This window comes from Clostridium sp. 1001271st1 H5 (genome assembly GCF_005845215.1).
In the GTDB taxonomy this organism is placed as follows: Bacteria; Bacillota; Clostridia; order Lachnospirales; family Lachnospiraceae; genus Enterocloster.
Genome location: NZ_SPHO01000030.1, coordinates 37,024 through 58,544, shown reverse-complemented (window position 1 = coordinate 58,544; position 21,521 = coordinate 37,024). Strand labels below are relative to the sequence as shown.

At 51.8% G+C, this 21,521-nt stretch carries 18 protein-coding genes; all 18 read right to left on the bottom strand.

Features of this window, described 5'->3' with window-relative positions; all coding sequences use genetic code 11:
• Window positions 1-70 precede the first annotated feature (70 nt).
• The 18 genes from FGS84_RS27935 to FGS84_RS27855 all read right to left on the bottom strand — a co-directional run bounded on the left by FGS84_RS27935 (window position 71) and on the right by FGS84_RS27855 (window position 21,477).
• A complete protein-coding gene (locus FGS84_RS27935) occupies window positions 71-943 on the bottom strand; it encodes a DUF362 domain-containing protein (protein ID WP_138311462.1) in 873 nt (290 codons plus the stop codon).
• 205 nt (window positions 944-1,148) lie between these two features.
• Complete coding sequence (locus FGS84_RS27930) at window positions 1,149-2,714, bottom strand: hypothetical protein (RefSeq protein ID WP_138311461.1); 1,566 nt, start codon at window positions 2,712-2,714, stop codon at window positions 1,149-1,151.
• Window positions 2,715-2,831: 117 nt separating this feature from the next.
• Window positions 2,832-3,590 (bottom strand): GH25 family lysozyme, encoded by a 759-nt coding sequence (locus FGS84_RS27925; protein ID WP_138311460.1) that lies wholly within the window; start codon window positions 3,588-3,590, stop codon window positions 2,832-2,834.
• A gap of 156 nt (window positions 3,591-3,746) precedes the next feature.
• Window positions 3,747-5,462 (bottom strand): carbon starvation protein A, encoded by a 1,716-nt coding sequence (locus tag FGS84_RS27920; protein WP_347563903.1) that lies wholly within the window; start codon window positions 5,460-5,462, stop codon window positions 3,747-3,749.
• Window positions 5,463-5,676: 214 nt separating this feature from the next.
• On the bottom strand, window positions 5,677-5,814 hold the full coding sequence (locus FGS84_RS31280) for a hypothetical protein (protein WP_207671145.1): 138 nt from the start codon (window positions 5,812-5,814) through the stop codon (window positions 5,677-5,679).
• 92 nt (window positions 5,815-5,906) lie between these two features.
• Window positions 5,907-7,445 (bottom strand): uroporphyrinogen-III C-methyltransferase, encoded by a 1,539-nt coding sequence (gene cobA / locus FGS84_RS27915; RefSeq protein WP_243130100.1) that lies wholly within the window; start codon window positions 7,443-7,445, stop codon window positions 5,907-5,909.
• 1 nt (window position 7,446) lies between these two features.
• Window positions 7,447-8,355, bottom strand: a complete 909-nt coding sequence (gene hemC, locus FGS84_RS27910) for a hydroxymethylbilane synthase (RefSeq protein WP_138311458.1) — start codon at window positions 8,353-8,355, stop codon at window positions 7,447-7,449.
• Window positions 8,348-8,998, bottom strand: a complete 651-nt coding sequence (locus FGS84_RS27905) for a bifunctional precorrin-2 dehydrogenase/sirohydrochlorin ferrochelatase (protein WP_227146912.1) — start codon at window positions 8,996-8,998, stop codon at window positions 8,348-8,350. Before FGS84_RS27905 ends, hemC begins: the two co-directional genes overlap by 8 nt.
• Before the next feature lie 134 nt (window positions 8,999-9,132).
• Window positions 9,133-10,569: a D-alanyl-D-alanine carboxypeptidase family protein gene (locus FGS84_RS27900; protein ID WP_138311456.1), complete on the bottom strand. Its 1,437-nt coding sequence runs from the start codon at window positions 10,567-10,569 to the stop codon at window positions 9,133-9,135.
• 249 nt (window positions 10,570-10,818) lie between these two features.
• Window positions 10,819-13,002, bottom strand: coding sequence for a GGDEF domain-containing protein (locus FGS84_RS27895; RefSeq protein WP_227146915.1), 2,184 nt, complete (start codon window positions 13,000-13,002; stop codon window positions 10,819-10,821).
• A 99-nt stretch (window positions 13,003-13,101) separates the two neighbouring features.
• Window positions 13,102-14,625, bottom strand: coding sequence for a xylulokinase (xylB, locus tag FGS84_RS27890; protein WP_138311455.1), 1,524 nt, complete (start codon window positions 14,623-14,625; stop codon window positions 13,102-13,104).
• Window positions 14,626-15,348, bottom strand: coding sequence for an NAD(P)H-dependent oxidoreductase (locus FGS84_RS27885; RefSeq protein ID WP_138311454.1), 723 nt, complete (start codon window positions 15,346-15,348; stop codon window positions 14,626-14,628).
• A gap of 31 nt (window positions 15,349-15,379) precedes the next feature.
• Window positions 15,380-16,444 (bottom strand): aminopeptidase, encoded by a 1,065-nt coding sequence (locus FGS84_RS27880; protein ID WP_138311453.1) that lies wholly within the window; start codon window positions 16,442-16,444, stop codon window positions 15,380-15,382.
• Between the two features lie 22 nt (window positions 16,445-16,466).
• Window positions 16,467-17,429, bottom strand: coding sequence for a translation initiation factor eIF-2B (locus FGS84_RS27875; protein WP_138311452.1), 963 nt, complete (start codon window positions 17,427-17,429; stop codon window positions 16,467-16,469).
• A 24-nt stretch (window positions 17,430-17,453) separates the two neighbouring features.
• Window positions 17,454-18,281, bottom strand: a complete 828-nt coding sequence (locus tag FGS84_RS27870; RefSeq protein WP_138311451.1) for a carbohydrate ABC transporter permease — start codon at window positions 18,279-18,281, stop codon at window positions 17,454-17,456.
• Between the two features lie 4 nt (window positions 18,282-18,285).
• On the bottom strand, window positions 18,286-19,176 hold the full coding sequence (locus FGS84_RS27865; RefSeq protein WP_138311450.1) for a sugar ABC transporter permease: 891 nt from the start codon (window positions 19,174-19,176) through the stop codon (window positions 18,286-18,288).
• Between the two features lie 53 nt (window positions 19,177-19,229).
• Window positions 19,230-20,609 carry a sugar ABC transporter substrate-binding protein gene (locus tag FGS84_RS27860; protein ID WP_171042727.1) on the bottom strand — a complete coding sequence of 460 codons (1,380 nt, stop codon included), beginning with the start codon at window positions 20,607-20,609 and terminating at the stop codon, window positions 19,230-19,232.
• A 55-nt stretch (window positions 20,610-20,664) separates the two neighbouring features.
• Window positions 20,665-21,477: a BtpA/SgcQ family protein gene (locus tag FGS84_RS27855; RefSeq protein ID WP_138311448.1), complete on the bottom strand. Its 813-nt coding sequence runs from the start codon at window positions 21,475-21,477 to the stop codon at window positions 20,665-20,667.
• Window positions 21,478-21,521 lie beyond the last annotated feature (44 nt).

Here is a 21,521-nt window from a genome sequence, read left to right as displayed (position 1 = left end):
TCTGCAATTCATCCAAAACTTTTATTTTAGACTTGACTTTTAATAGTTAGTCTTTGATGCTGCAATTTGATCAGTCAATGCACCTGAGTTCATATCTGCGGCTGCCAAGGCCATGGGTTTCAGCGGCTTCCACGGTATGAATCCCGTTTCTGGATTCCATGCGCTCTATCAGGGCTGCCTTTCCCTCATCCTCGGAAGCATACACCGCATCCACACACGCCTGGTCCAGGGCCACTGGGTCAGCGGATGCAAAAATGCCGATATCCTTCATCTCCGGGTCATGGGGATGGGCGTCGCAGTCACAGTCCACGGATAAACGGTTGGCCACATTGATGTATACTATGTTTTCACGGCCCATGTAGTCCATGACGGAGCGGTCCGCGTCTGCCATGGATTCCAGGAATGAATCGTGGTCCGCTGTAAACACATCCTCAAACCGGGTGCTGGTACCGGAGGAATGAATCCAAATCTTGCCGTACGAGGATGCCAGTCCAATGGACATGTTTTTCAAGGCTCCTCCAAAGCCGCCCATGGCGTGGCCCTTGAAATGTGAAAGCATGAGCATGGAATCATAATTTTGAAGATGGGTGCCCACATAATTCTCTTTCAGATGATAGCCGTCTGTAACCGGCAGGGGCATGTGGCCGTCCTCATCCAGGATATCACAGGGGGCAATGGCTGCGAATCCATGGTCCCGTATAGTCTCCCAGTGAGCCCTGGAAGTGTTCCTTCTTCCCTCGTAGGCAGTGTTGCTCTCCACAATGGTGCCCTTTAGTTCCTGTACAAGGTTTCCGATAAGCTCCGGCTGCAGGAAGTTGTGTCCTCCCGGCTCACCTGTGGAGAGCTTTACGGCAACGCTGCCGGATAAAGCAGCGCCCAATGCGTGGTAAATCCGGACCAGGCTTTCCGGCGTGATTTCCTTTGTCATGTAAACAATAGACATAATGATAAGCCTCCTTGAAATGTTGTTGTCAGACCGCAGTCTGAATGGACTGTGATTCAGAATGTCCGGGACAGATAATCTGGGGCAGATAATCCCTGGGATTAGTCCGCGCAGTATGCTGAACCCCGGATATAATGAGAGTCTACAACTTAAAGTCAACTCCAAGTCAAGAGGTTTTTGTATATTTGTTTGTAAAATGTGACCGTCAGGTCCCGCTCTTTTCAATATCCCTGATATGGAATTTCACCACATCTGCCCCGCTGGAGTCTGAATCGCGCGTGACATCAATGGCAGCCTCCAGCCGCACATCTGCTTCCAGATACTGTGGCGCTGCCATTCCGTCCATTACAAAACCGGGGGTAAATTCCATTGTAACGGTTTGATTTGGCTCAAATGACACAAAATCAGTGTATATGACATCCCGGATACGGCTGCTGTCCAGGTCATCCAGGGGTAAGGCTGCTAGTTTCTCCGACTCATCGTAGAATGTGACTGTATTTTTTTCTTTATCAAGTTTATAGGACAGACGCCGGGACAGCTGCTTTTCATAGTCCTCCGCCCGGAACTCATATGGCTCCAGATGTCCTGTATCATACCGCAGGAAGGCATAAAACTGGTCCCTGGACAGGGAAGTGCCTGTCATGGTATGGAAGGAAGCCTCCAATATGCCTTGCTCCTGGTTCCATCCGATTTTGGGAAGAATCAGCTGGGGAGAGGTATAGGAAATGGAGGGAAAGGAATTCATGTTGCCATCCCGGTCCAGGATGTAAATTCCCTTATAGAGATTTTCCGGTCCCACATAGCCGTAGATGCGGAATTGGTTCTGGGAAAGGGCTGATAAGAATACAACGCCCCGGATACCAGACCCGTTTCCAAGTTCTTCAAAGGAAAAGGGCTGAATCTCGCTCAGGGCAAATGCCTCTTCTGTTTTCAGGAATCCATCTGCTGTCCTGCCGGTATCTGCGGCTGCCTTGTCCGGGACCTTAAGGACTTCACCCGGGCTGTCTGCGGCTGCGGTACCGGCTGATTCAGCGGCTTTGCCTGTTTCTTCTGTCTCTGTTCCCGCTGTCTCCCATGTCCCGCTGTCACCGGTTACAACCCTGACGCCATAAATAGTATTATCATAATCACTCATGTGCACAAAGCCGTCAATGGGGTCCATGGCCGTGATATCATAAGTATCCTTTTCCGTGCCGGTGAGCATAATCCAGTGTACTGCCCCGCTTTTCCGCCTTACCTTTACAATGGGATACTTTTTTTCTGCCAGCAGGCGGTTGATGCTCTCGCTGGTACTGCTGCAGTCCAGCCGGACCCTGGCGCCGGGCAATGCCTGTTCCAGCTGTTTCCATACAATGGAGCCATGGTCGTTATAGACTTTATTTTCATTGAAAATCTGATTTAGCTCCCCTGGTGAAAAACTTTGTACCCCCTGAGCTGTCAGGGAGGCGGCGATACAGCAGGTCAGGCATCCGGAACTTCCCATGGTGTCTCTTGAGCTGCCAAGAGGACTGCTGCTCCAGCGTGTATCATGCTGGAAATATGAGCTATAGATTTTGTCATCCACAGCAGGCTCATAATAATCCATGCCGGCAATTACACTGCTGTTCTCCCTGTTCCTTGTCATAAAAACAGCCAGCGCTGCGGTTAGTACCAATACAGCAGCCAGGGCAGCTGCAATCAGGGCTCTGCCCCTGCCCGGCCTGTTGGTCTTATGCCTGCCGGGTTCTGTTTCCTGTCTTTGTTCTGTTTTCTCTTCTGTTGCTGGTTCCATGTGAAATCTTTATTCCTCCTTGCCTGCCTTTTTGCATGTTTCCGAAATGGAATGGTCCTGATAATGGTCTTTGCCAAAAGTATAGCAGGAGGAAAAGAAAAAGTCTTTGGGCACTCCTTACGATTTATTACGATTCCCGTACCAGTTGTCCCACTGTTCACGGCTTCCGTAAAACACATTCATGTCAATAAATGTCTCGTCTCCCTTATAGCCGTCCAGACGCTGCCGGTTTGTATACTGCCACAGCAGCCAGGGTTCGCCGTCCGTGCGGGGCTTTGTTTTCACATTGCGAATCCAGAGCGGATACCGGTCAAATCTTCCGCGGATGTAAAGATTCCAGGATTCCTCTGTGCAATAGATGACAGGGGCCATACCGTACTGTGTTTCCATACCTTCCAGCAAGGCTGCAAGCTCCTGCTCCACGTCCCTTGGATTGGGAGGGTTCGCGGCCTTGTCCCCGTAAAACTCCACGTCAACTGCCGGCGGAAGCATTCCGTCCCTGGCGGGCAGGCATTGGGTGAAATGCTCCAGCTGGTCTTTTCCGCTGCTGTCAAAACTAAAAAAGTGGTATGCTCCCACAGCCAGACCACTCAGGTGTGAACCGTACCAGTTCTGAGAAAATTTCTCATCCACATGGGAACTGCCCTCCGTTGCTTTGATATAAGCAAAATCAATGTCCTGCTGTCCCAGCACATCCCAGTCGATTTCTCCCTGATAATGTGACACATCCACACCGCGTACCGGATACCGGGTCCTGGAGGGATGATTTAAAAGTATCCATCCGTTCCATACCAGGCAAACAAGGATGCCGGAAGCTAAAGCTGCCAGGACAGCGAGCGCTGTCAGTATGCCAGTCCATCTGTATCTGAGTTTCATGTTTTATCCTGCTTTCCGGAACCTGTATCAGAATATTTTCGGAATTATCATAAGGTTCATCCCTTATTATTATGCGTTATCAGACTGGGTTTTTCAAGTTGAAAAAGGATGCATCCGCCTTTTTCAGCTTTTGCATCCTTTAAACAGCCGCATCCTTTAAGCAGCCGCACCTTTGCCTGAAGCAGCTTTATCATCCTCCGTGTCCTTATCCATAAGCTTGCGGATGCCCTCAAAAGCAACAATCACGCCCAGAATCAGCAGAAGGACTGCAAACACCAGCTGAAGCGCGTTACCGAATACAAACTGGTTTGACAGGGCTGATACAAGGTCCTTGATTTTAAGGGTCAGGGCTGTGAAGGTAACGCCCAGCATGATGACCATGGGACCCCAGAGCATAACGCCCTGTCTGTGGGTCTTCTTTAAGAATACGGCGCAGGCTATCAGAGCCAGTGCGGAAAGCAGCTGGTTGGCGGAACCGAACAGAGGCCAGATGCTTGCATAGCCTGCCCTGGATAATGCGTAGCAGAGCGCCAGGGTCAGTATGGTGGAGAAATATTTGTTGGTCAGCACTTTGTTTAAGGAATTCTGATTGGCCGGGTCAATCTCATCATTGGTAAAGAATTCCTGGAAAGCAATACGGCCCACGCGCGCCACGGAATCCAGGCTGGTCAGGGCAAAGGCGGATATGGACAGCGTTATCAGCGTGTAGCTGATGGAATCCGGCATTCCCAGTGTGGTAAGGAACATGGCAATGGCCTTTGCAAATACCTGGGGAGGCGTACCTGCGGGCAGCCCCTCGCTGGTGGCCAGCGCGCCGACGGCAATCAGTGCCGTGATGGCCAAAAGACTTTCCAGCAGCATTGCGCCGAAGGAGATGGGAAGCATGTTCTTTTCATTCTTAATCTGCTTGCTGGCTGTTCCGGAGGATACCAGTGCATGGAAACCGGATACAGCGCCGCAGGCAATGGTCACGAACAGGGTTGGGAACAGATAGGAAATATTTCCCTTTGCATCTGTAAATACAAATGATGTAAAGGAGGGAAGGTTGATGGCCGGATTATAGACACAGATTCCCAGGACCGCACCGATAATCATGGCCAGAAGCAGGTAGCTGTTCAGATAATCCCTGGGCTGAAGCAGGGCCCATACAGGGGTCACGCAGGCAACAATCACATACAGGAATACGAATATAAGCCATGCGCCCTGGGGTACATAGACCGGAAAGGCCAGTCCCAGTGCAACGGCCAGCACAAGAAGGCCGATAGCAGCCAGTGTGTTTACCAGCTTGCTGCATTTTCCATATTTCAGGAAACATCCCAGCGCCACTGCAAACACAATGAACAGAAGGGATGTGGTGGCAACGGCTCCGTTGGCAACGATTCGCTCTCCGGTGGCGGCATCAAAACCATTGAAGGTGCCTGCCACGATGTCGGCAAAGGCAGCCACAACCAGGATGGAGAACAGCCAGGTGAATAAAAGAAACAGTCTCTTGCCAAGCCTGCCGATATAAACCTCGATTATGTAGCCAATGGAACGGCCTTTGTTCTTTACAGAAGCATACATAGCTGCAAAGTCCTGAACCGCGCCAAAGAATACGCCTCCCAGGAGAATCCACAGCATGACGGGCAGCCAGCCGAACATGGCGGCCTGGATGGGTCCGTTGATGGGGCCTGCCCCTGCAATGGAGGCAAACTGGTGGCCGAACACCACATTGGTATCAGCCGGAACATAGTCCACACCGTCCTCCATCTCATAAGCCGGTGTCTTTGCATCGGGGTCAACCCCCCATTTCTTTGCCAGATATCTGCCGTAAATCAGATAGGCGCCGCCTAATATGACTACGGCTAAAAGCATCATCACTAAACCATTCATCATCAAGTCTCCTCACGTATATAAAGTAGGTTTCAAAGAGTTTGCCCAGTAAAAAGAAAAGGTCCCTGCACCTTGCGATGCAGAGACGAATCAATCCGCGTTACCACTCTGTTTGCCGCCCTTAACAGGACAGCCCCTTAAGTTCCCGCTGCTCTCAGTCAGCCGGAATCTTTGTTAACGGAAAGAAACCCGTCCATCCCTACTACCCTCTCTCTCAGGAAAGGAGTTCAGGACAGAAGCTGTTGGGTGAGGCCATGATTCCTCTCGCGCGCCCTTCCACCAGCCGGGCTGCTCTCTGTGCCGGAATCTGAAACCATGACATTTCCCAGTCATTGCTTTTCTCAAGTATCAAACTCTTGATGCCAAGAAGTCTACCACTTTACCGCGGAGAAATCAATAATATTTTAACAATTTTTTTATACTTTATTTATATATTTTTCATAACTACAGGTTATACGCAGACTTTCCCTCTGTTTTGCCGGATATGACATCCTCTTCAATGGCCTTCACCAGGCCCTGAATATGGTAAGTTTCAGCCACAATATCCGCCTTCATTCCATGTTTTTTCAACTCCCCTGCCGTTATGTCACCGATACATGCCAGCCTGGTCTGTCCTGTCCTCTGTCCGGGATTCACCCTCAGGCCGCTTGAAAGGTACGCCCTAACCCCGGAGGCGCTGGCAAAGGTAATATAGTCAAAGCCCTCTCCGGCGGGTATACTTGAGTCCGCGGGCTTACCTCCCACCTCATAAAGGACAATATCATCATAAACAATCCCGGCTTCTCCAAGTATTACGGTAAGAATCGGGGAACCGCCCCTGGAGCGGGCAATGAGGAGGCGGTCGCTGGGGGTAAGGATGGATGCCAGCCCCTTTGCCAGCGCCCCGGCACAAAAGGAATCCGGCATATAGTCCGCGTGAAAGCCGAAATTCGCCAGTTCCTTTTTGGTGCCGTCGCCAATGACTGCAAATTTTATATGCCCCAGCAGGCGGTAATCCCCGCCGGAATGCAGCAGTTCCTGAAAAAACAGGCGGACTCCGTTGGCGCTGGTGAATATAAGCCATGTATACGCGGCAAGGTTCCTGTAAGCTTCCTGCATGGCCGGACCTGCTGCATGGGAAACTACTTCCATATCCAGGATGTTAGATACGTCCGCCCCTTTCTGCTCCAGGGCCGTTCCAAGGCTGTCTGTAAAATGACGTGTGCCAATCATACCGATTCTGCATCCGGCCAGCGGACCCACAAGGCTGCATTTCATGTCAAAGGAGGCTGTTTGTCCCACAACAATAATTGCCGGGGTGCCAATCCCCTCCTCCGTTACCCTGGCGCAAATTCCGGAAAGAGGCGCTCTTACCACTCTCTGGCCGGGCAGCGTGCCCTTTTCGATGACGGCCGCAGGCGTATCCGGCGGCATTCCTCCCTCAATCAGCCTGGCTGTGATGGAGGGAAGCTGTCCCAGGCCCATTAAAAACACCAGGGTGCCGGGCAGGGAGCCATAGGCTTCAAACCCAGGGGGAAGGCAGTCTCTTCCGTCCTGGGTATGGCCTGTAATCACGTGGAAACTCCGGCTTATGCCCCTGTGGGTCACAGGGATTCCCGCACATTCCGGGACCGCTATGGCCGATGTCACGCCCGGAACGGTTTCATAGGGAATTCCCCGGGCCTCAAGCGCCTGGATTTCCTCGCCGCCCCGTCCGAATACAAAGGGGTCCCCGCCCTTTAGGCGGACAACCGTAAGCCCTGAGAGAGCCAGCTCCACCAGCACGGCGTTTATCTCATCCTGTTTCATGGAGTGATGCCCGGCCTGCTTGCCCACGTAGATTTTACGGCAGGCGGAGGGCGCCCATTCCAGGAACCGTCTGGATGCCAGATGGTCATAGACCAGGGCGTCACAGGAGCTGAGAAGCGCCTGTCCTTTCAGGGTCATCAGGGCCGGGTCCCCCGGACCTGCTCCTACCAGATATACCATTCCCTTCTTCTCCATATCACATCAATCCTTTCCATGCTTCCAACGCCAGTTTCTCCACATCCTCCGGCAGGGTCCCGCCGGTCAGATGAACCCTTTTCACCTCTCCATTACGGCTGCTGACGCCCCATACCTCCATCTGTCCGTCCCTGAGGACGGAGTAAATGCCAATGGGTTCATGGCATCCCGCGTCCAGCAGCTTAAGAACCCTTCGCTCCAGGTCCAGGCACAGCCGTCCGCCGCCATGGTCCATGGACTGGGTGAGCGTGTGGGCCCTGGTTCCGGTTTTGGCCTCCACGGCCATCAGCCCCTGTCCGCCCGCAGGAATGAATTCCTCCGGGTTCAGAAAGGTATACTCATAGGTGTCCTGTTCAAGCAGCCCCAGCCTCTTTAATCCGGCCGCAGCCAGGATGATTCCGTCAAAGTTCTCTTCTTCCAGTTTCCTGAGCCGGGTATGCACATTGCCTCTAAGGGTGCTGCATTCTGCTCCGGCAGCCTCCGGCCACAGTGTTTTCTGCATCATCTGCACCTGAAGCTGCCGTCTTGGGCTGGAGGTTCCGACCCGGACCGTGCTGCCTGGACAGACCCCGCGTCCTCTCAGGGTGACCAGCACATCCCTGGGATCCTCACGGGCGGATACAGCTGCAATGTCCAGTCCCTGTGCCAGTTCCATGGGAAGGTCCTTGGCGCTGTGGACTGCCAGGTCTATGACGCCCTCCTGTATGGCCTGTTCAAACTCGGAAACAAAGACCCCCTTGCCTCCGAATTCCTGCAGGGGCTTGTCCAGTATCCTGTCGCCCAGGGTATCCTTTGTGACGATTTCAACCTGTATACCAGGACAGACCTGCCTTAATTCATCAGCGACCAGCTGTGTCTGAATCAGCGCCAGGGCGCTCTTTCTCGTTCCAATACGGATGATATCATTCATGTCCTTGTTCCAGCTTTCTGTTTATTATAATTTGTATCTGTTCCCGGGAGAGACAGCCTCCATGGCTGAGTCCCTCCTCCGCCAGCTCATAAAACAGGGCTGAGCGGACCCTGGGAGAGTCCGGAAACAGGTCTTTGATTGTCTGTCGGCAGGCCCCCAGCTGGGCTGTCAGCGCTCCCAGGCTGTCCGGCATCACAGATTGGATTCTTGCCTTCAGGTACCTGGCAATGACAGGACTCATGCCGCCGGTTGAGATTCCCACCACCACAGGTCCCTCCCGGACGATGGAAGGAAAAATAAAGGAACATTCCTCCTTCACATCCACCACATTGACAGGAATCCGTTTTGACCTGCACAGGGTGGATATACGGCTGTTAAGGTCAGGCTCAGATGTGGCTGCAATGACAAAGTCGGCCCCATCCAGGTCCCTGTCCTCAAAACCCCTTCTGGTCAGCGTAAGGCAGTCCGCGTAAGTGCTGTCCGCAGCCATCTCATCCAGACCAGGGGACATGTCCGGTGATACCACTTCTATGACTGCGCCGTAGGGAAGCAAATCCCGCACCTTTCTCAGGGCCACGCCTCCGCCGCCTGCAATCAGCCATTTCATTCCCTCAATATCTGCAAAAAACGGAAAATATGCCATGATGTTCGCTCCTCCCATTCCTTCCCTGGACCGGTCTGTCCAGGGTAAGTACCGAAAAAGACGCAGACAGCCATTCACGAAACCTCCTGTCTGCGTCTCTTTCCTGATTAATTTTATCTGCCCCTTGATGCGTTTCAGCGCATATCCTGCTGCCTTCTCCGCTCATCTAACAGCCGTTCAAAATCCTCTTCCGTATAACCGATGTCAGCCAGACGCTGTCTGCGCTTTTCCCTGAGAATGCGCTGGCGTTCCCGTTCCGCTGCCTGCCGTCTTTTAAACCAGAGGGCCCCGCCGCCTGCAAGCAATGCCAGGACCAGGGCCGCGCCGCCGCCTATAAGCACTGCCCTGGGAAGCTTAAAGGCGGTTTTGGTATCCTGGCCGTCCTTTGGGGACTGGCTCTCCTGAGGGGTATCCTCGCCTGGCTCAGACGGAGTTGCATTGACAGCCTGGGCCCTGGAGCTGTAAATCCATGCATCTCCAATCCTGCGCTCATTATAGGTGTAGACCAGTCTGGCCACGGCGCCCTCAGGATGGCCGGCCGGCAAATCTGTCTCAAGTTCCTTATCGGCATCTGAGAACTGTGCGTCATTGGGCAGTGTAATGACCGCCCCGCTGTCAAAGGAGAGTTCCGAAGGCTCATATGTCTCCCCGGCAATGGTCACAGGCCCGTCGCCTGTAACATATTCAATTTCATTGTCCGCTATATTTACATTCCTGAATCTTGCAAAGCAGAAATCCAGTATGGTCTTTGTATCGGAATAGTGGGTTTTCTGGGTGCTCTTAAGGGTGACTGCAACCTGTCCTCTGTTATCCCGTCTGGCATAGGTGACAAGGGTCTGCCCGGCCTGGGATGTCCAGCCTGTCTTGCCTGCAATTGCATCCGGATAATAATTGGAATCATCCGGCAGCAGCATCTTGTGTTCAATGGAAAAGGTCCGTCCGTTGGGGTTGTTTGCAGTGGCCGGTATGGATGAGGTCCTGGCTGAGGCAATTTCCAGCACGGCGGGGTTCCTGAAACAGGCTCTGGCTATAATGGCCATGTCATAGGCCGTGGTGCGCTGGGTGTCGTCGTTGAGACCGGATGGATTGGCAAAGTGGCTTTCATTGCAGCCAAGCTCTTTAATCCTCTGGTTCATCATGTCCACAAAGGCCTGCCTGCTTCCCGCCACATGCTCTGCCAGGGCATTGGCAGACTGGTTGGAGGACTGGAGCAGCATGGCGTAGAGACACTGGCGGACGCTTAACACGTCCCCTTCCTCCAGGTTGAACTTGTTGCCGGCCCCGGATTCCACATTGTATATGGCATCGTGTGAAAATGTGACCGGCGCGTCCAAATCACTGGTGTTTTCAATGACAACAAGGGCTGTCAGCAGCTTGGTAATGCTGGCCGGAATCTTTTGTTCGTGTATGTTCTGGGCAAAGAGCACAGCCCCGGAATCCATATCCATGACAATGCCGGCCTCTGACTGCACACCTGTATCCATGGGCCAGTCCGGTTTTGCAAAGGCAGTGATGGTGGTCATTGAAAAGACCATGATTAGACTTATGATTATGTAGGATATACGACGCATAATTACCTCTTCTTTTTCATCAAAATAAAACAGCCTACCCATGATTATATTTTAATAAAGGGCTGCTGTCAATGAATTAAAATTTCTAAATTGTATCTCGTTGAAAAACGAATTACGGTATGCAGGCAGGAAGCACCAGCTCCCTGCCGCCCAGACAGTTATCCGGATACAACTGATGGGCTTTCCTTACCTGTGCCGTATCCACTTCCCTCCGGTCTGTGGCAATCATGTTGAATGCGGTGGGAAAGCTTATGTAGCCCTGCCGTTCTCCGGCTCATCCAGAACAGAATCAATATGGTAATTATTTTTTCCGTCTTCTTTTGCCTTATATAAGGCATTGTCTGCCATACGGAACATTTCCTCATAGGATATCCGGCCTGCCCGGCCCAGGGCAATCCCCATGCTGCAGGTGGCGCTGAAATCAGGATTATCCTTTAACGCCTGATAGATACGGTTTGCAAACCGTGTCAGCTGGTCCGTATCCTTGATTCCGGCCATGAACAGCATGAATTCATCCCCGCCGATACGGCCGGCCACATCATCCTGGCGCACGCATTTGTGTATGGTATCCCCGAAGGCTCTGAGCACCACATCACCGGCCTGATGCCCCCGCTGGTCGTTAATATGCTTAAAGTCATCCAGGTCCAGGATGAACAGGGCGCAGACCTCCCCTTGGGCCTGTTCCAGACAGGCGCGGCACAGCTCCTCAGTGGTGCTTTTATTCGTCAGCCCGGTCAGGGCGTCAGTCTGCGCCTTACGCCTCAGAAGGGTCTGCATAGCAATGGCTGCTTTTAACTCCTCATTCTTTTTCTGCAGAATCAGGTTCTGCAGTTTCTGGTGCCGGGCATCGTAACGCATGAACAGGATTCCCACGCCCAGCAGTGAGACCGCTATGACCCCAAAGGCAAAGTACAGGGGATAAGACTGTATGAAGTAACTGAAATCCTTATTTTCCTTACTTGAAAGAATGGTGGCGTACACGGCTTCATCCATGGCGCCCTCTCCTGCCTTTGCAATGGACTTGGAGAGGACCTGGGCAAGCAGGGGACTGGCATTCTCCGATACTCCTATGTATACAGGCGCAGCTGCAGTGCTGCCATCCACCACCACCAGGTTCATGCCCAGGAGATTCCGGTCCGCTGACAGTTTAATGGCAGATACCATGGCGCAGTCAGCATTTCCCTCCTCCACAGCGTTGAGGCAGTCTTTCGGTGTTTCATAAGCGACGATTTCCCAATTGGGATACTTGTCTTCCAATACCTCCTTCAGGCCGTTTACCTTTTCCACCATTGCAATCCGCTGGTGGGAAGACAGGTTCAGGGGCTCATCCTTTTTGCCCACCAGGCTGAAGCTGCAGTCGTAATAGGGAATGGTGTATTTAAGGCTGCCGGATACCCCGCCCCTTTGCTGTTTAAATACGCTCAAGCGAATCTGGGCATTTTCCCCAAACAATTCTCCGGCGGAATCCTCTGCCGGGGCAAGGGGAATAAATTCAAATTTCAGGCCGCTGACCTTGGACAGGTGCCTCATATAATCCACATAAGCGCCCTTGCAGGTTTTTTCCTTTTCATCGTACCATTCAAAGGGATAGTCAGACCGGGCCACCAGTACGGTCACCGGGCCGCTTTGCTTCACAAACTGGCTTTCCTCCCTGGTAAACTCGGCAAACTGTCTGTCCATCTCATGATAATACTTTTCATAAAGACCGGCTGAGTAATAGGGATTGTCTATGAAAATCTGCCTCAGGGCCTTATTGAGCCGTACCATCAGGCCCGGCTTATCCACGGATGTGATGAAGTAGGCCGGCATATAGTCGATTTTAGCCAGAAGCTTCTGGTTCATGTTGTATTCCATATTGCCGTTAATAATGGCATCTACCTCTTCCCGCTCCAGGGCCTCTACTATCTGGGTGCCGGTATCATAATATATGGCTTCATAGGAAAATCCGTGGTTTTTTGAATACTCGTCAAACAAACCATTGAGGAAATTGTCCTTAATCATGCCCACCCGGATTCCCTGGAATCCCTGGTAATCATCATAAAACAGGCGTTCATCTGATTTTCGGCCAATCAGGGCGGCAAAATCAAAGCAGCACTCGTAGCTGCTGAAAAGAAAGTCCTTTGCCCGTTCCTCGCTGTATTCGGCAGGAAGCAGTATATCCAGCTCCCCACTGCGCAGCATATCCAGGCACTCTCCCCAGGGTGCCTGGACATACTCATATTCCCATCCTGCATATTCTGCTATTTTATTCAGATAGTCTGCCCCATACCCAATGGCATAGCCGTCCTGGTCCAGCTGGATGAAATTCCCGATGTCAACACAGCCTACCCGCACTTTCTCCGCTGCCCTGACAGGAAAAGCGTAAAGAAGGCACAAAAGGAACGCTGACATAACCAGGAATATCCTGTTTTTAACCGCCGCCAATTTTTTCATCCCATCACCCTACAGGTTATATTTTATTTACTATTACGTTATGTTGATTATAACATGCAACTGTGGAGGATTCCAGTATTTCCGGTAAAATTATGCCGGTCAGCGGGTGATTTCCCTTAACCTGTAAAATACGTCCTCAAGCCGGACATATATATCACGATAAATTTCCCAGTACTTCATATAGTTCTCATGATTTTCCTGATTAAATCCATTGCTCTCATTGCGTTTCACCATGCATCCTGCCGCCTCTTCCAGGGTTTTGTACAGGCCGCAGCCATAGGCAGCCAGCACAGCCGCTCCCATGGCTGCGCCGCTGTCATTCTGTACGGTTGACAGGTTATGTCCGTATATATCGGCTATGATGGTTCTCCAGAGGCTCCCCTTTGCCCCGCCTCCGCAGAGCACATAGTCGTCCAAAGCCACGTCCAGCTCCCTGAGGACAGATATGCCGTCCATCAGGGAGTAGGCCACTCCTTCCATGACAGCGCGTATGAAGTGGGCTCTTGTGTGGCAGGATGAGGCGCCAAGGAAAACGCCTTTGGCGGCTGGATTTAAATGGGGAGTTCTGTCTCCCATCAGATAAGGGAGAAAAAGGAGGCCCTCTGAGCCTGCTGCTATTTGCGACGCCTGACGGCTCATCTCGTCATACACATCCGTGTGGCGGAGCCTGGCGGTTTCAATCTCAGGGGTGCAGAAATTTTCCTTCATCCATTTGAGGGCAAAACCCGAAGTGATGCTGCAGGTTATGACGGACCATTTTCCCGGAACAGCGCTGCAATAGGTATTGACCCTTCCCTTCCTGTCGGTTCTTATACGTTCTGTATTCGTGCAGATGATGCCTGAGGTCCCCAGGGATGTAAAACAGCTGCCTTCCCGGATAACGCCTGTCCCAACGGCAGACACTACGCTGTCCCCGCCCCCTGCAATGACCGGTATGCCCTGGGGAAGGCCTGTCTCCCGCCCTGCCCGGGCCGTGGTCCGTCCCGCCACTTGGCTGCATTCCAGCAACGGTCCTGTGATTGCACTGTCCAGGTCCAGCTTCCGGAATAAGTCCGGGGACCAGGCTCTCTCCGGCACATTTAAAAGCTGCATGCTGGAGGCGGATGTGACGTCGGTCACACACTCCCCTGTCAGCCTGAACCGGATGTATTCATGGGGGAGCATGATGTGCCTGCACTGTTCATAAATATGAGGCTCATATTTTCTCACCCATAAGAGGGAAGAAACACTGGAACCGGAAAGCGCAGGATTTGCAGTGATTGAGAACAGATTTTCTTCACCGACCCGGTTGGTGATTTCAGGCAGCATCTCTTCTCCCCTGTGGTCGCACCATAAGATGGCCTTCCTGAGAGGATGATAATCCTTATCCAGCATTACCAGACTCTGGAACTGTCCCGATACTCCGATGGCCAGGATATCCTTCTTTAATTCCTCTGTAAGAACAGTCCGGATGCTTTTTACCGCTGCATCCCACCAGACAGCAGGGGCCTGTTCCGCAAACCCCTCCTGTTCCTGGACCATGCCGTATTCAATGCTGCAGTGTCTCAGGATTCTGCCGTCCCGGCTGATTACAATTGTCTTTAAACCCGTGGTTCCCACATCAAACGAAAGAATACAGCCCATTTACCATCCCTCCAGTAAGTCTTCTTTTTCAAAATAGTACCGGTATGCCTTGTCTTTTTCCAGGATGTCCCTGAGGCTGCTGCTGCCGGAACGGATGATGGCCGCCATTTCAACGGAACGCTGTATGATGCTGTGCGCTGTTTCCAGGGTCAGGCGGTAATCCTCTGTCATAAGACCTGCTTTTTCCTTCATGGCATTGCTGTGGGAGTCCCAGACCCATCCGCCTGAACCTATATAGGAGGCATCAGGCGGAATATACACACAGTTCATCATAGCTGCGTGGCGCATGATGTCCATCATGCAGAGCTCTGCGCCGCCTCCGAAGAAATCCCCGCCCTGGGATATGACGCCGATGGTCTTCATATGGCGCGCGCCTCTGATTTCAAGCCCGTAATCCGCATTGCTCAAACGGTCCATCAGGCATTTCAGCTGTCCGGGTATTCCAGCCACGTACACCGGTGTACAGTATAATATGCAGTCTGCCCTTTTCCACAGCCGCCGGACGCCCTCAAAGTCATCCTTCAGGACGCAGCAGCCGCTGTTTTTATAACAGGCCAGACATCCCATGCACGGCCCCACCTTTTGTTCGGATAAGCTGATGCGCTTTACATCTACCTCAAATTTCAATGTTTTTGTATATTCCAATACAGTATCCAGTAAAAATTGGCTGTTGCCCTTTTTTCTGGGACTTCCGGATATTGCCAGCAAACGGACCGGACCCATTATGCCATCCCCTTTCTGCTGCGCCTCCTGTTTAAATCAGCCAGACGCCCTTCTCCATTACCTTTTTTCCATCCAGATACACGGCGCCCTCCTTCCGGGTATCCTTAATGATATCCCAGTGCAGCGCCGACCTGTCGTTTCCCAGACATTCGGGGTACCCGCGGCCCATGGCAAAATGAATGGTTCCGCCTATCTTTTCATCGTAAAGTATATCCCCGCAATACCCGGTGATACCGTAATTCAGCCCTATACCAAATTCTCCCAGGGTAGAGGCCCCTTCATCTGTTGCAAGAATTTCCCTCAGCAGTCCCTCGTTGGTTTCAGCAGAAGAACGGACTAATTTCCCATCCTGGAAGGTCAGCCGTATTCCTTCAATATAGTTTCCTGCATAAGCGCCCGGAAATTCAAAGTAGATGGTTCCGTTCACGCTTGTTTCAACCGGACACGTATAAACCTCGCCGTCAGGCATGTTGATATGGCCGTCTGCAACCGCATAAATCCGTCCGGATGTGGTAAATGTAATATCGGTCTCCTTTCCTGTCACCCGGACGCTGCTGCCGGCCGCCAGCAATTCCTTCACTTTTTGAAGAGCCGCGCTTTCTTTTTCCCAGTCCACAAGAGTTGAGTTGAAATAAAAATCCATCATATCTTCCAGCGGCATACGGGACTGCTGTGCAAATGCCTCGTTGGGCACGCGGGTCAGGACCCACCGGGTGCGGTTTCTCTCAGCAGACACCCTTCCAAGGGAACGCTTATGGGCAGACAGCCTGGCTCCGGGGATACCGCCCCATTCATAAGGATTTCTTGCCCCTCTGAGCCCTATGTAGCAGTCAGCCCAGTCCATACCCTTAAGACACATCTCATTGACCCATTCCACCTGGTCCATGGTGCCGTGCAGCATCAGGTCCTTCTCCAGGTATGCGGACTGGTATTCGATGAAGGGATAGCCGCCAGCCCTGACCGCTTCCCGGTAACAGGCCCGTGCCAATGGCTCTGTCTCTGTCTCCATCATGGTAATCAACACCCGGTCCCCTGGTTTGACCCCGATTGAATAGTTTACTAAAATTGATGCAAGAGCATCCCAGCGTTTATCCATTATCCTTTACCTACCCCATAATCTATTTTAATTTGTCGCAGTTTTCCCTCCATTGCTCCAGCTTATGAATCATGCGGGGACTCATGTTCTCCGGCTTCATCATAAGCCCCACTGCATGGGGGGAAATCAGCCCCTTTTCCGTAATGATTCCAGTAATCAGCTTTGCCGGAATCAGTTCGAAACTGATATTGATAATTTCTGATATCTCCGGCACATCCATGTCCGTCACTTCGCAGGCAGGGCGCAGGCTGTCCTTGATGGGGAATCCCAGCAGGGACAGCGGGTCAAATTTGCTGGTATCCGCTGCCACATAAAAGGGAATCCCAAATTCACTGCAGACCAGGGCAGCCAGATAGGAGCCTGTTTTTGCATATACCTCCCCGGTGGAAGTAATGGCATCCGCGCCTATAACAAACAGTTTGCTGCCAGGTACTAATTTACACAGCAGTGCATCGCATCCAAAGGTGACCGGAATGCCTAATCCGCTGATTTCCCGCAGCGTCCGGTATCCCTCTGCATTGGGTCTGGCCTCAAAGGCAGCAGCCGTTATCTCCCTGCCCTCTCCTGCTGCGCATGTAAGAATCTCCATGACGGACCCGCTGGTAGAGAATGTGGCCACCTTATCCCCACGGGCAATGAGCCTGGCCCCCACCTTTCCTATCTTTTCCACGCATTGGCGCTGTTCCTGCCTGATGTCCTCCAGCAGCTCCAGGAAAGCCGTCTTAAGTCCGCTGTTGTCCCGGCTCCCCGCAGCGTGCGCTTCCGCAAAACACATACAGCGGTTCAGCAGATGAATTAACGGAAGAATGGGCGATGTGACGGCCAGAATGCTGTCCACATACCTTTCTATCCCTTCCAGGATATCGTCCGGTTCCTCTGCCTCAATCTCACATGCCATGGCTGTGATGCCGTCTTCCACCAGCTCCACGCTTCCGCCGTAAGCATCATCCCGTACCCTGTCACAATATTCTTTTAATCTCAACATATCAATCTTCTCCTAATCCCTTTATTATCCTTTAATTCCGCCTGCGGTCAGTCCGCCTACAATAAACCGCTGGATGGCTATAAACATTATGATTGCAGGAATGGACGCCAGCATGGCTGTTGTCATAAGCCATCCGTAATCCACGCCGAACTGGGTGACTGCAGATGCAATGACTGCTGTTACCAGCTGCATGTCATTGGAGTTCATGAACGTGGTGGCAAACAGGTATTCATTCCATGTGAGGATGAACACGTAAATGGCGGTTGCCGCCAGACCCGGCGTCGCCACCGGCACAATGATTTTCCATATTACAGCCGAGCGGGACAGGCCGTCCACCATGGCGCTCTCTTCCAAATCCTTTGGCACCCCGTCAATGACTGTCTTGACATTCCAGATGGCAAAGGGCAGGTTCATCATGGTGTTGGCAAGAATCAGCGGTATATATGTGTTGTATAATCCGGCCTTTACCGCCATCACATACAGGGCGATGGCCAGAAGCAGGGCCGGAAATGTCCGCAGGTTGACGAGAAAGCTTAACAGGAATTCCCGCCCCTTAAAATAATATCTGGAAAAACCATATGCAGCCAGCAGCGACAGTATCATGGTTATGACGGTTGCCCCCACAGCCACCACCAGCGAATTGAAGAACGGCCGCAGCATGTTGGCGCTGCGGAATATATTTGCGTAATTGGACAGCGTAAGCTGTCCGGGAAGCACAGAGTTGGTGAAGGGGTCATTGGAGGCCCTGAAGGAAGAGATGAGCAGCCACAAATAGGGCAGCAAATCTATGAATAATATGAGGGCCAGTGCAGTCCCCACCAATATCCTCTGTCTCTGTTTCTTTTCATCCATGGCTTTACTCCTCACTCATCATCTTCATTGCCATCGTGGTAAATAGTATGGATATCAGGAAAATCAGCACCCCCACAGCCGAACCTTCCCCGAACCGGAAGTTCTGGAACGAAGTCCGGTAGGCCAGGGTTGACAGTACCTCTGAAGAATTGAGAGGACCGCCCTTTGTCATAATCCATGTCAGGTCCATATAGGCGGCAGTGCTTACAAAGTCAAACACAGCTAAGGTGATGATGTAATTCTTCATCAGCGGAAGGGTGACATCACAAAACTGTCTCCAGCCGGAGGCCCCGTCCATGCGTGCCGCTTCGTATAACCCGTCATCAATGGCCTGCAGTCCTGCCAGCAGAATCAGAAAATAAAAGGGTGTGAATTTCCATATGTTTGTCAGCGTCACGGTCAGCAGTGACAGGGAAGGACTTCCCAGCGGATTAAATGCGATTCTGGGATTGAATGTCCTTAAGATGATTCCCACCGGTCCCACCTTGGGATGAAGCATGACCTGAAACATAATGGCCACCACGGACGGCGATATGGCCCATGGTATAAGGAACAGGGACCGGCCGATTGTAAGGGTCCTTCTCTTCAGCACCTTATTGTTCAGGAGCACTGCCATAAACAAACCGATGATGATATGGAACGCGGTTGCAAAGAAGGAATATAACAGCGTATTTGACAGTATCTTCACGAAATTCCTGGATGAAAAGACGGTCATATAGTTTTTCAGACCGATAAATTCCGGCGCCAGTCCAAGTCCCTTCCCCTCTGTGAAAAGACTCAGATAAATGACATACCCAGCAGGATAGATGACCATGATGCCAAAGAACAGGATGCCCGGCAAGATGAATAAGACTCCCCTGCTGAATTTCAGGTTTCCAATTTTTATATAATCCATTGCACGCCTCTCCGTTTTAGAAAAACCTGCAAAAATTTGCAGGTTTTAGCCTATTATTTCCATATTAAGTCAGCTGCGCCGGGATCATACTTTTCCAATATTTCATTCCACTCTTCAGCTGCCGCATCCAGCGCATCCTTGGGACTCATTTCCCCAATATAAGCTGCCTGCAGATAATTCCGCATAATCTGGTTTAACGCGATTGACTCAGGATAATGGTTGGCGGGCACAATGTATTCATTGTCCTGCATGGCCAGTTCCTTCATCACCTGCCAGTCCCTGTCCTCTGCGTAATATGGGTCATCCCATGCGCTGTAAACAGGCGGCGCGTTTCCGGTTCCCTTATTCCATTTGAGCAGCACTTCGTCTGAGGTCATGAATTCGATGAATTTCCATGCCTCCTCCTTATGTTTGGATATGGACGACATGCCAAGTGAGGTTCCTCCGGAAAGGTTTCCAAAGGTTTTTGCGGTTGTCATGGGCAGGACACAGATATTCTCTTCCGGATATGTATTCCTCATGGTTGAGAGCATCCAGGGACCGTCTGTCCACATGCATAAGGTGTGTGCAATCTGCATGTCCTGAAGCATGTTCAAATCCGTGGTGGTTATGCCGGGAGGAATCAAATCATCCTGAATCAGGGAGCACACGTACTCCAGTGCCTCCACGCCCTCCGGGCTGTTGAACACGGCTTTTCCGTTTTCAATTATCCTGCCTCCGGCCTGGAACAGGAAGGGCCAGAACTGCCACTCCGTGCCGTTGGTGTTGCCGCCCACAATGCCGATGCCGTATGTTCCGGCATCCGGGTTTCTTAAAGCCTCTGCGTATTCGCGGAAGGTATCCCAGTTCCATTCCTCGCCAAAGGCCGGGATTTCAAGACCTGCTGCGTCCAGCATATCCTTGTTTGCAAACCAGGAATCAGGACCGGCCCTGAATGGCACCGCGTACAGGTTCCCGTCGTATGTATCCATCTCACGGCATGATTTCACAAAGCGGTTCAGATAATCTGTTTCATCCACATAGCTGCCCAGCAGCGGTTCAAGCATTCCATTGGCTGCTGCGTCCGGGGACCAGAAGGTCATGATGACATCCGGCGGGTTTCCCGCGTTGTGTGACAGGGCAAGTTTGTTATAACATTCCTCTGTGGGAACATCATCTGCCTGGACCCGGATGCCCGGATTCTGTGCTTCAAACTCCTTGATGAGTTCGTCTTCCACCTGTGTGTTTCCGGCCTGCCGCATATAGACAATGGTCACTTCCGCGTCCTGCTGTTCCTGCTGTTCCTGCTGTTCCTGCTGCGTCTGTTCTGTCTGGTTTGCAGTCTCCTTTGCCGTGCTGCTATCAGCTGCGCTTTCAGGCGCGCCCCCTTTTTGGCATCCGAACAATGACAGCGCCATTCCGATTGAGAGCATTACCGCTAATGTTTTTTTCATATAACCCTCCTTTTCCGACCCCATAAGTCGTTTGATTCATTGTCTTCTCCTGATTTTATTCCTGACCCCTGAATTTCCTGACCACATCCATGAATTCCCTGACCCGTTTCTCGTCCACTCCGTTTTCGAACTTTCCGTCCACCTTAAATGTAGTCCCAACCACGGCACCGTCTGCCACAGACAGCTGTGCTTCAATGGTATCGGGCCTGCACCCGGTATTTGCCAGTACCACTGTATCCGGTACGGCATCCTTGACTCTCTTCAGTATCTGGGAATTAGTCTCAGACCCGGCTGTCAGGCCTGAAACGCACAGCGCGTCTGCTTTGCAGTTAAACACCGTGGACCTGGCAATCTCCACAATATCCCTGTCAGCCACATACTTTGCCGCTTCCGGAAGAATGTTGAATATCAGCCTTACATTCCCCGCGTCAATGCTTTTTCTGTGCCTGGCCACCCTGCCGAAATCCGTATTCCACAGCCCAAAGTCACTGGCGTATACCCCGGAGTAAATCTCGCGTACAAAATCAGCGCCGCACGCTTTGGCAAGGTCCAGTGTCTTCTCCCCGTCCCACAGTACATTGACGCCAAAGGGAATCCTGATATAGCGTTTCAACTCCCCGATGGCTGTTGCCATGGCTGCCACAGTAATGGTATCCACCTTGGTCAGATAAGGAAGACTGAATTCATTTGAAAACATGACAGAATCGACTCCGCCGTTCTGCAGAGCAATTAAATCCTCATACATGTTTTTTATGACCCAATCCATTCCTTTCTGCCCATCGTACCCGGGGTCACCTGGCATGGCCTGCATGTGGCACATGGCAATGATTGCTTTCTCTGTCCCAATCACCTCTTTTAACCAACTCATTTACCTTCTCCTGCTCCCTTCTGTTTGTTTATTGCAAATCTTGA

Coding starts and splice junctions, on each gene's coding strand:
- FGS84_RS27925 (WP_138311460.1), bottom strand. CDS start 3,590: ATGAAACTCAGATACAGATGGACTGGCATACTGACAGCGCTCGCTGTC.
- FGS84_RS27935 (WP_138311462.1), bottom strand. CDS start 943: ATGTCTATTGTTTACATGACAAAGGAAATCACGCCGGAAAGCCTGGTC.
- FGS84_RS27865 (WP_138311450.1), bottom strand. CDS start 19,176: ATGGATTATATAAAAATTGGAAACCTGAAATTCAGCAGGGGAGTCTTA.
- FGS84_RS27880 (WP_138311453.1), bottom strand. CDS start 16,444: ATGGATAAACGCTGGGATGCTCTTGCATCAATTTTAGTAAACTATTCA.
- FGS84_RS27900 (WP_138311456.1), bottom strand. CDS start 10,569: ATGCGTCGTATATCCTACATAATCATAAGTCTAATCATGGTCTTTTCA.
- FGS84_RS27930 (WP_138311461.1), bottom strand. CDS start 2,714: ATGGAACCAGCAACAGAAGAGAAAACAGAACAAAGACAGGAAACAGAA.
- FGS84_RS27855 (WP_138311448.1), bottom strand. CDS start 21,477: ATGAGTTGGTTAAAAGAGGTGATTGGGACAGAGAAAGCAATCATTGCC.
- FGS84_RS27870 (WP_138311451.1), bottom strand. CDS start 18,281: ATGGATGAAAAGAAACAGAGACAGAGGATATTGGTGGGGACTGCACTG.
- FGS84_RS27860 (WP_171042727.1), bottom strand. CDS start 20,609: ATGAAAAAAACATTAGCGGTAATGCTCTCAATCGGAATGGCGCTGTCA.
- FGS84_RS27920 (WP_347563903.1), bottom strand. CDS start 5,462: ATGAATGGTTTAGTGATGATGCTTTTAGCCGTAGTCATATTAGGCGGC.
- xylB (WP_138311455.1), bottom strand. CDS start 14,625: ATGGGCTGTATTCTTTCGTTTGATGTGGGAACCACGGGTTTAAAGACA.
- cobA (WP_243130100.1), bottom strand. CDS start 7,445: ATGGAGAAGAAGGGAATGGTATATCTGGTAGGAGCAGGTCCGGGGGAC.
- FGS84_RS27905 (WP_227146912.1), bottom strand. CDS start 8,998: ATGGCATATTTTCCGTTTTTTGCAGATATTGAGGGAATGAAATGGCTG.
- FGS84_RS27895 (WP_227146915.1), bottom strand. CDS start 13,002: ATGAAAAAATTGGCGGCGGTTAAAAACAGGATATTCCTGGTTATGTCA.
- FGS84_RS27885 (WP_138311454.1), bottom strand. CDS start 15,348: ATGGGTCCGGTCCGTTTGCTGGCAATATCCGGAAGTCCCAGAAAAAAG.
- FGS84_RS27875 (WP_138311452.1), bottom strand. CDS start 17,429: ATGTTGAGATTAAAAGAATATTGTGACAGGGTACGGGATGATGCTTAC.
- hemC (WP_138311458.1), bottom strand. CDS start 8,355: ATGAATGATATCATCCGTATTGGAACGAGAAAGAGCGCCCTGGCGCTG.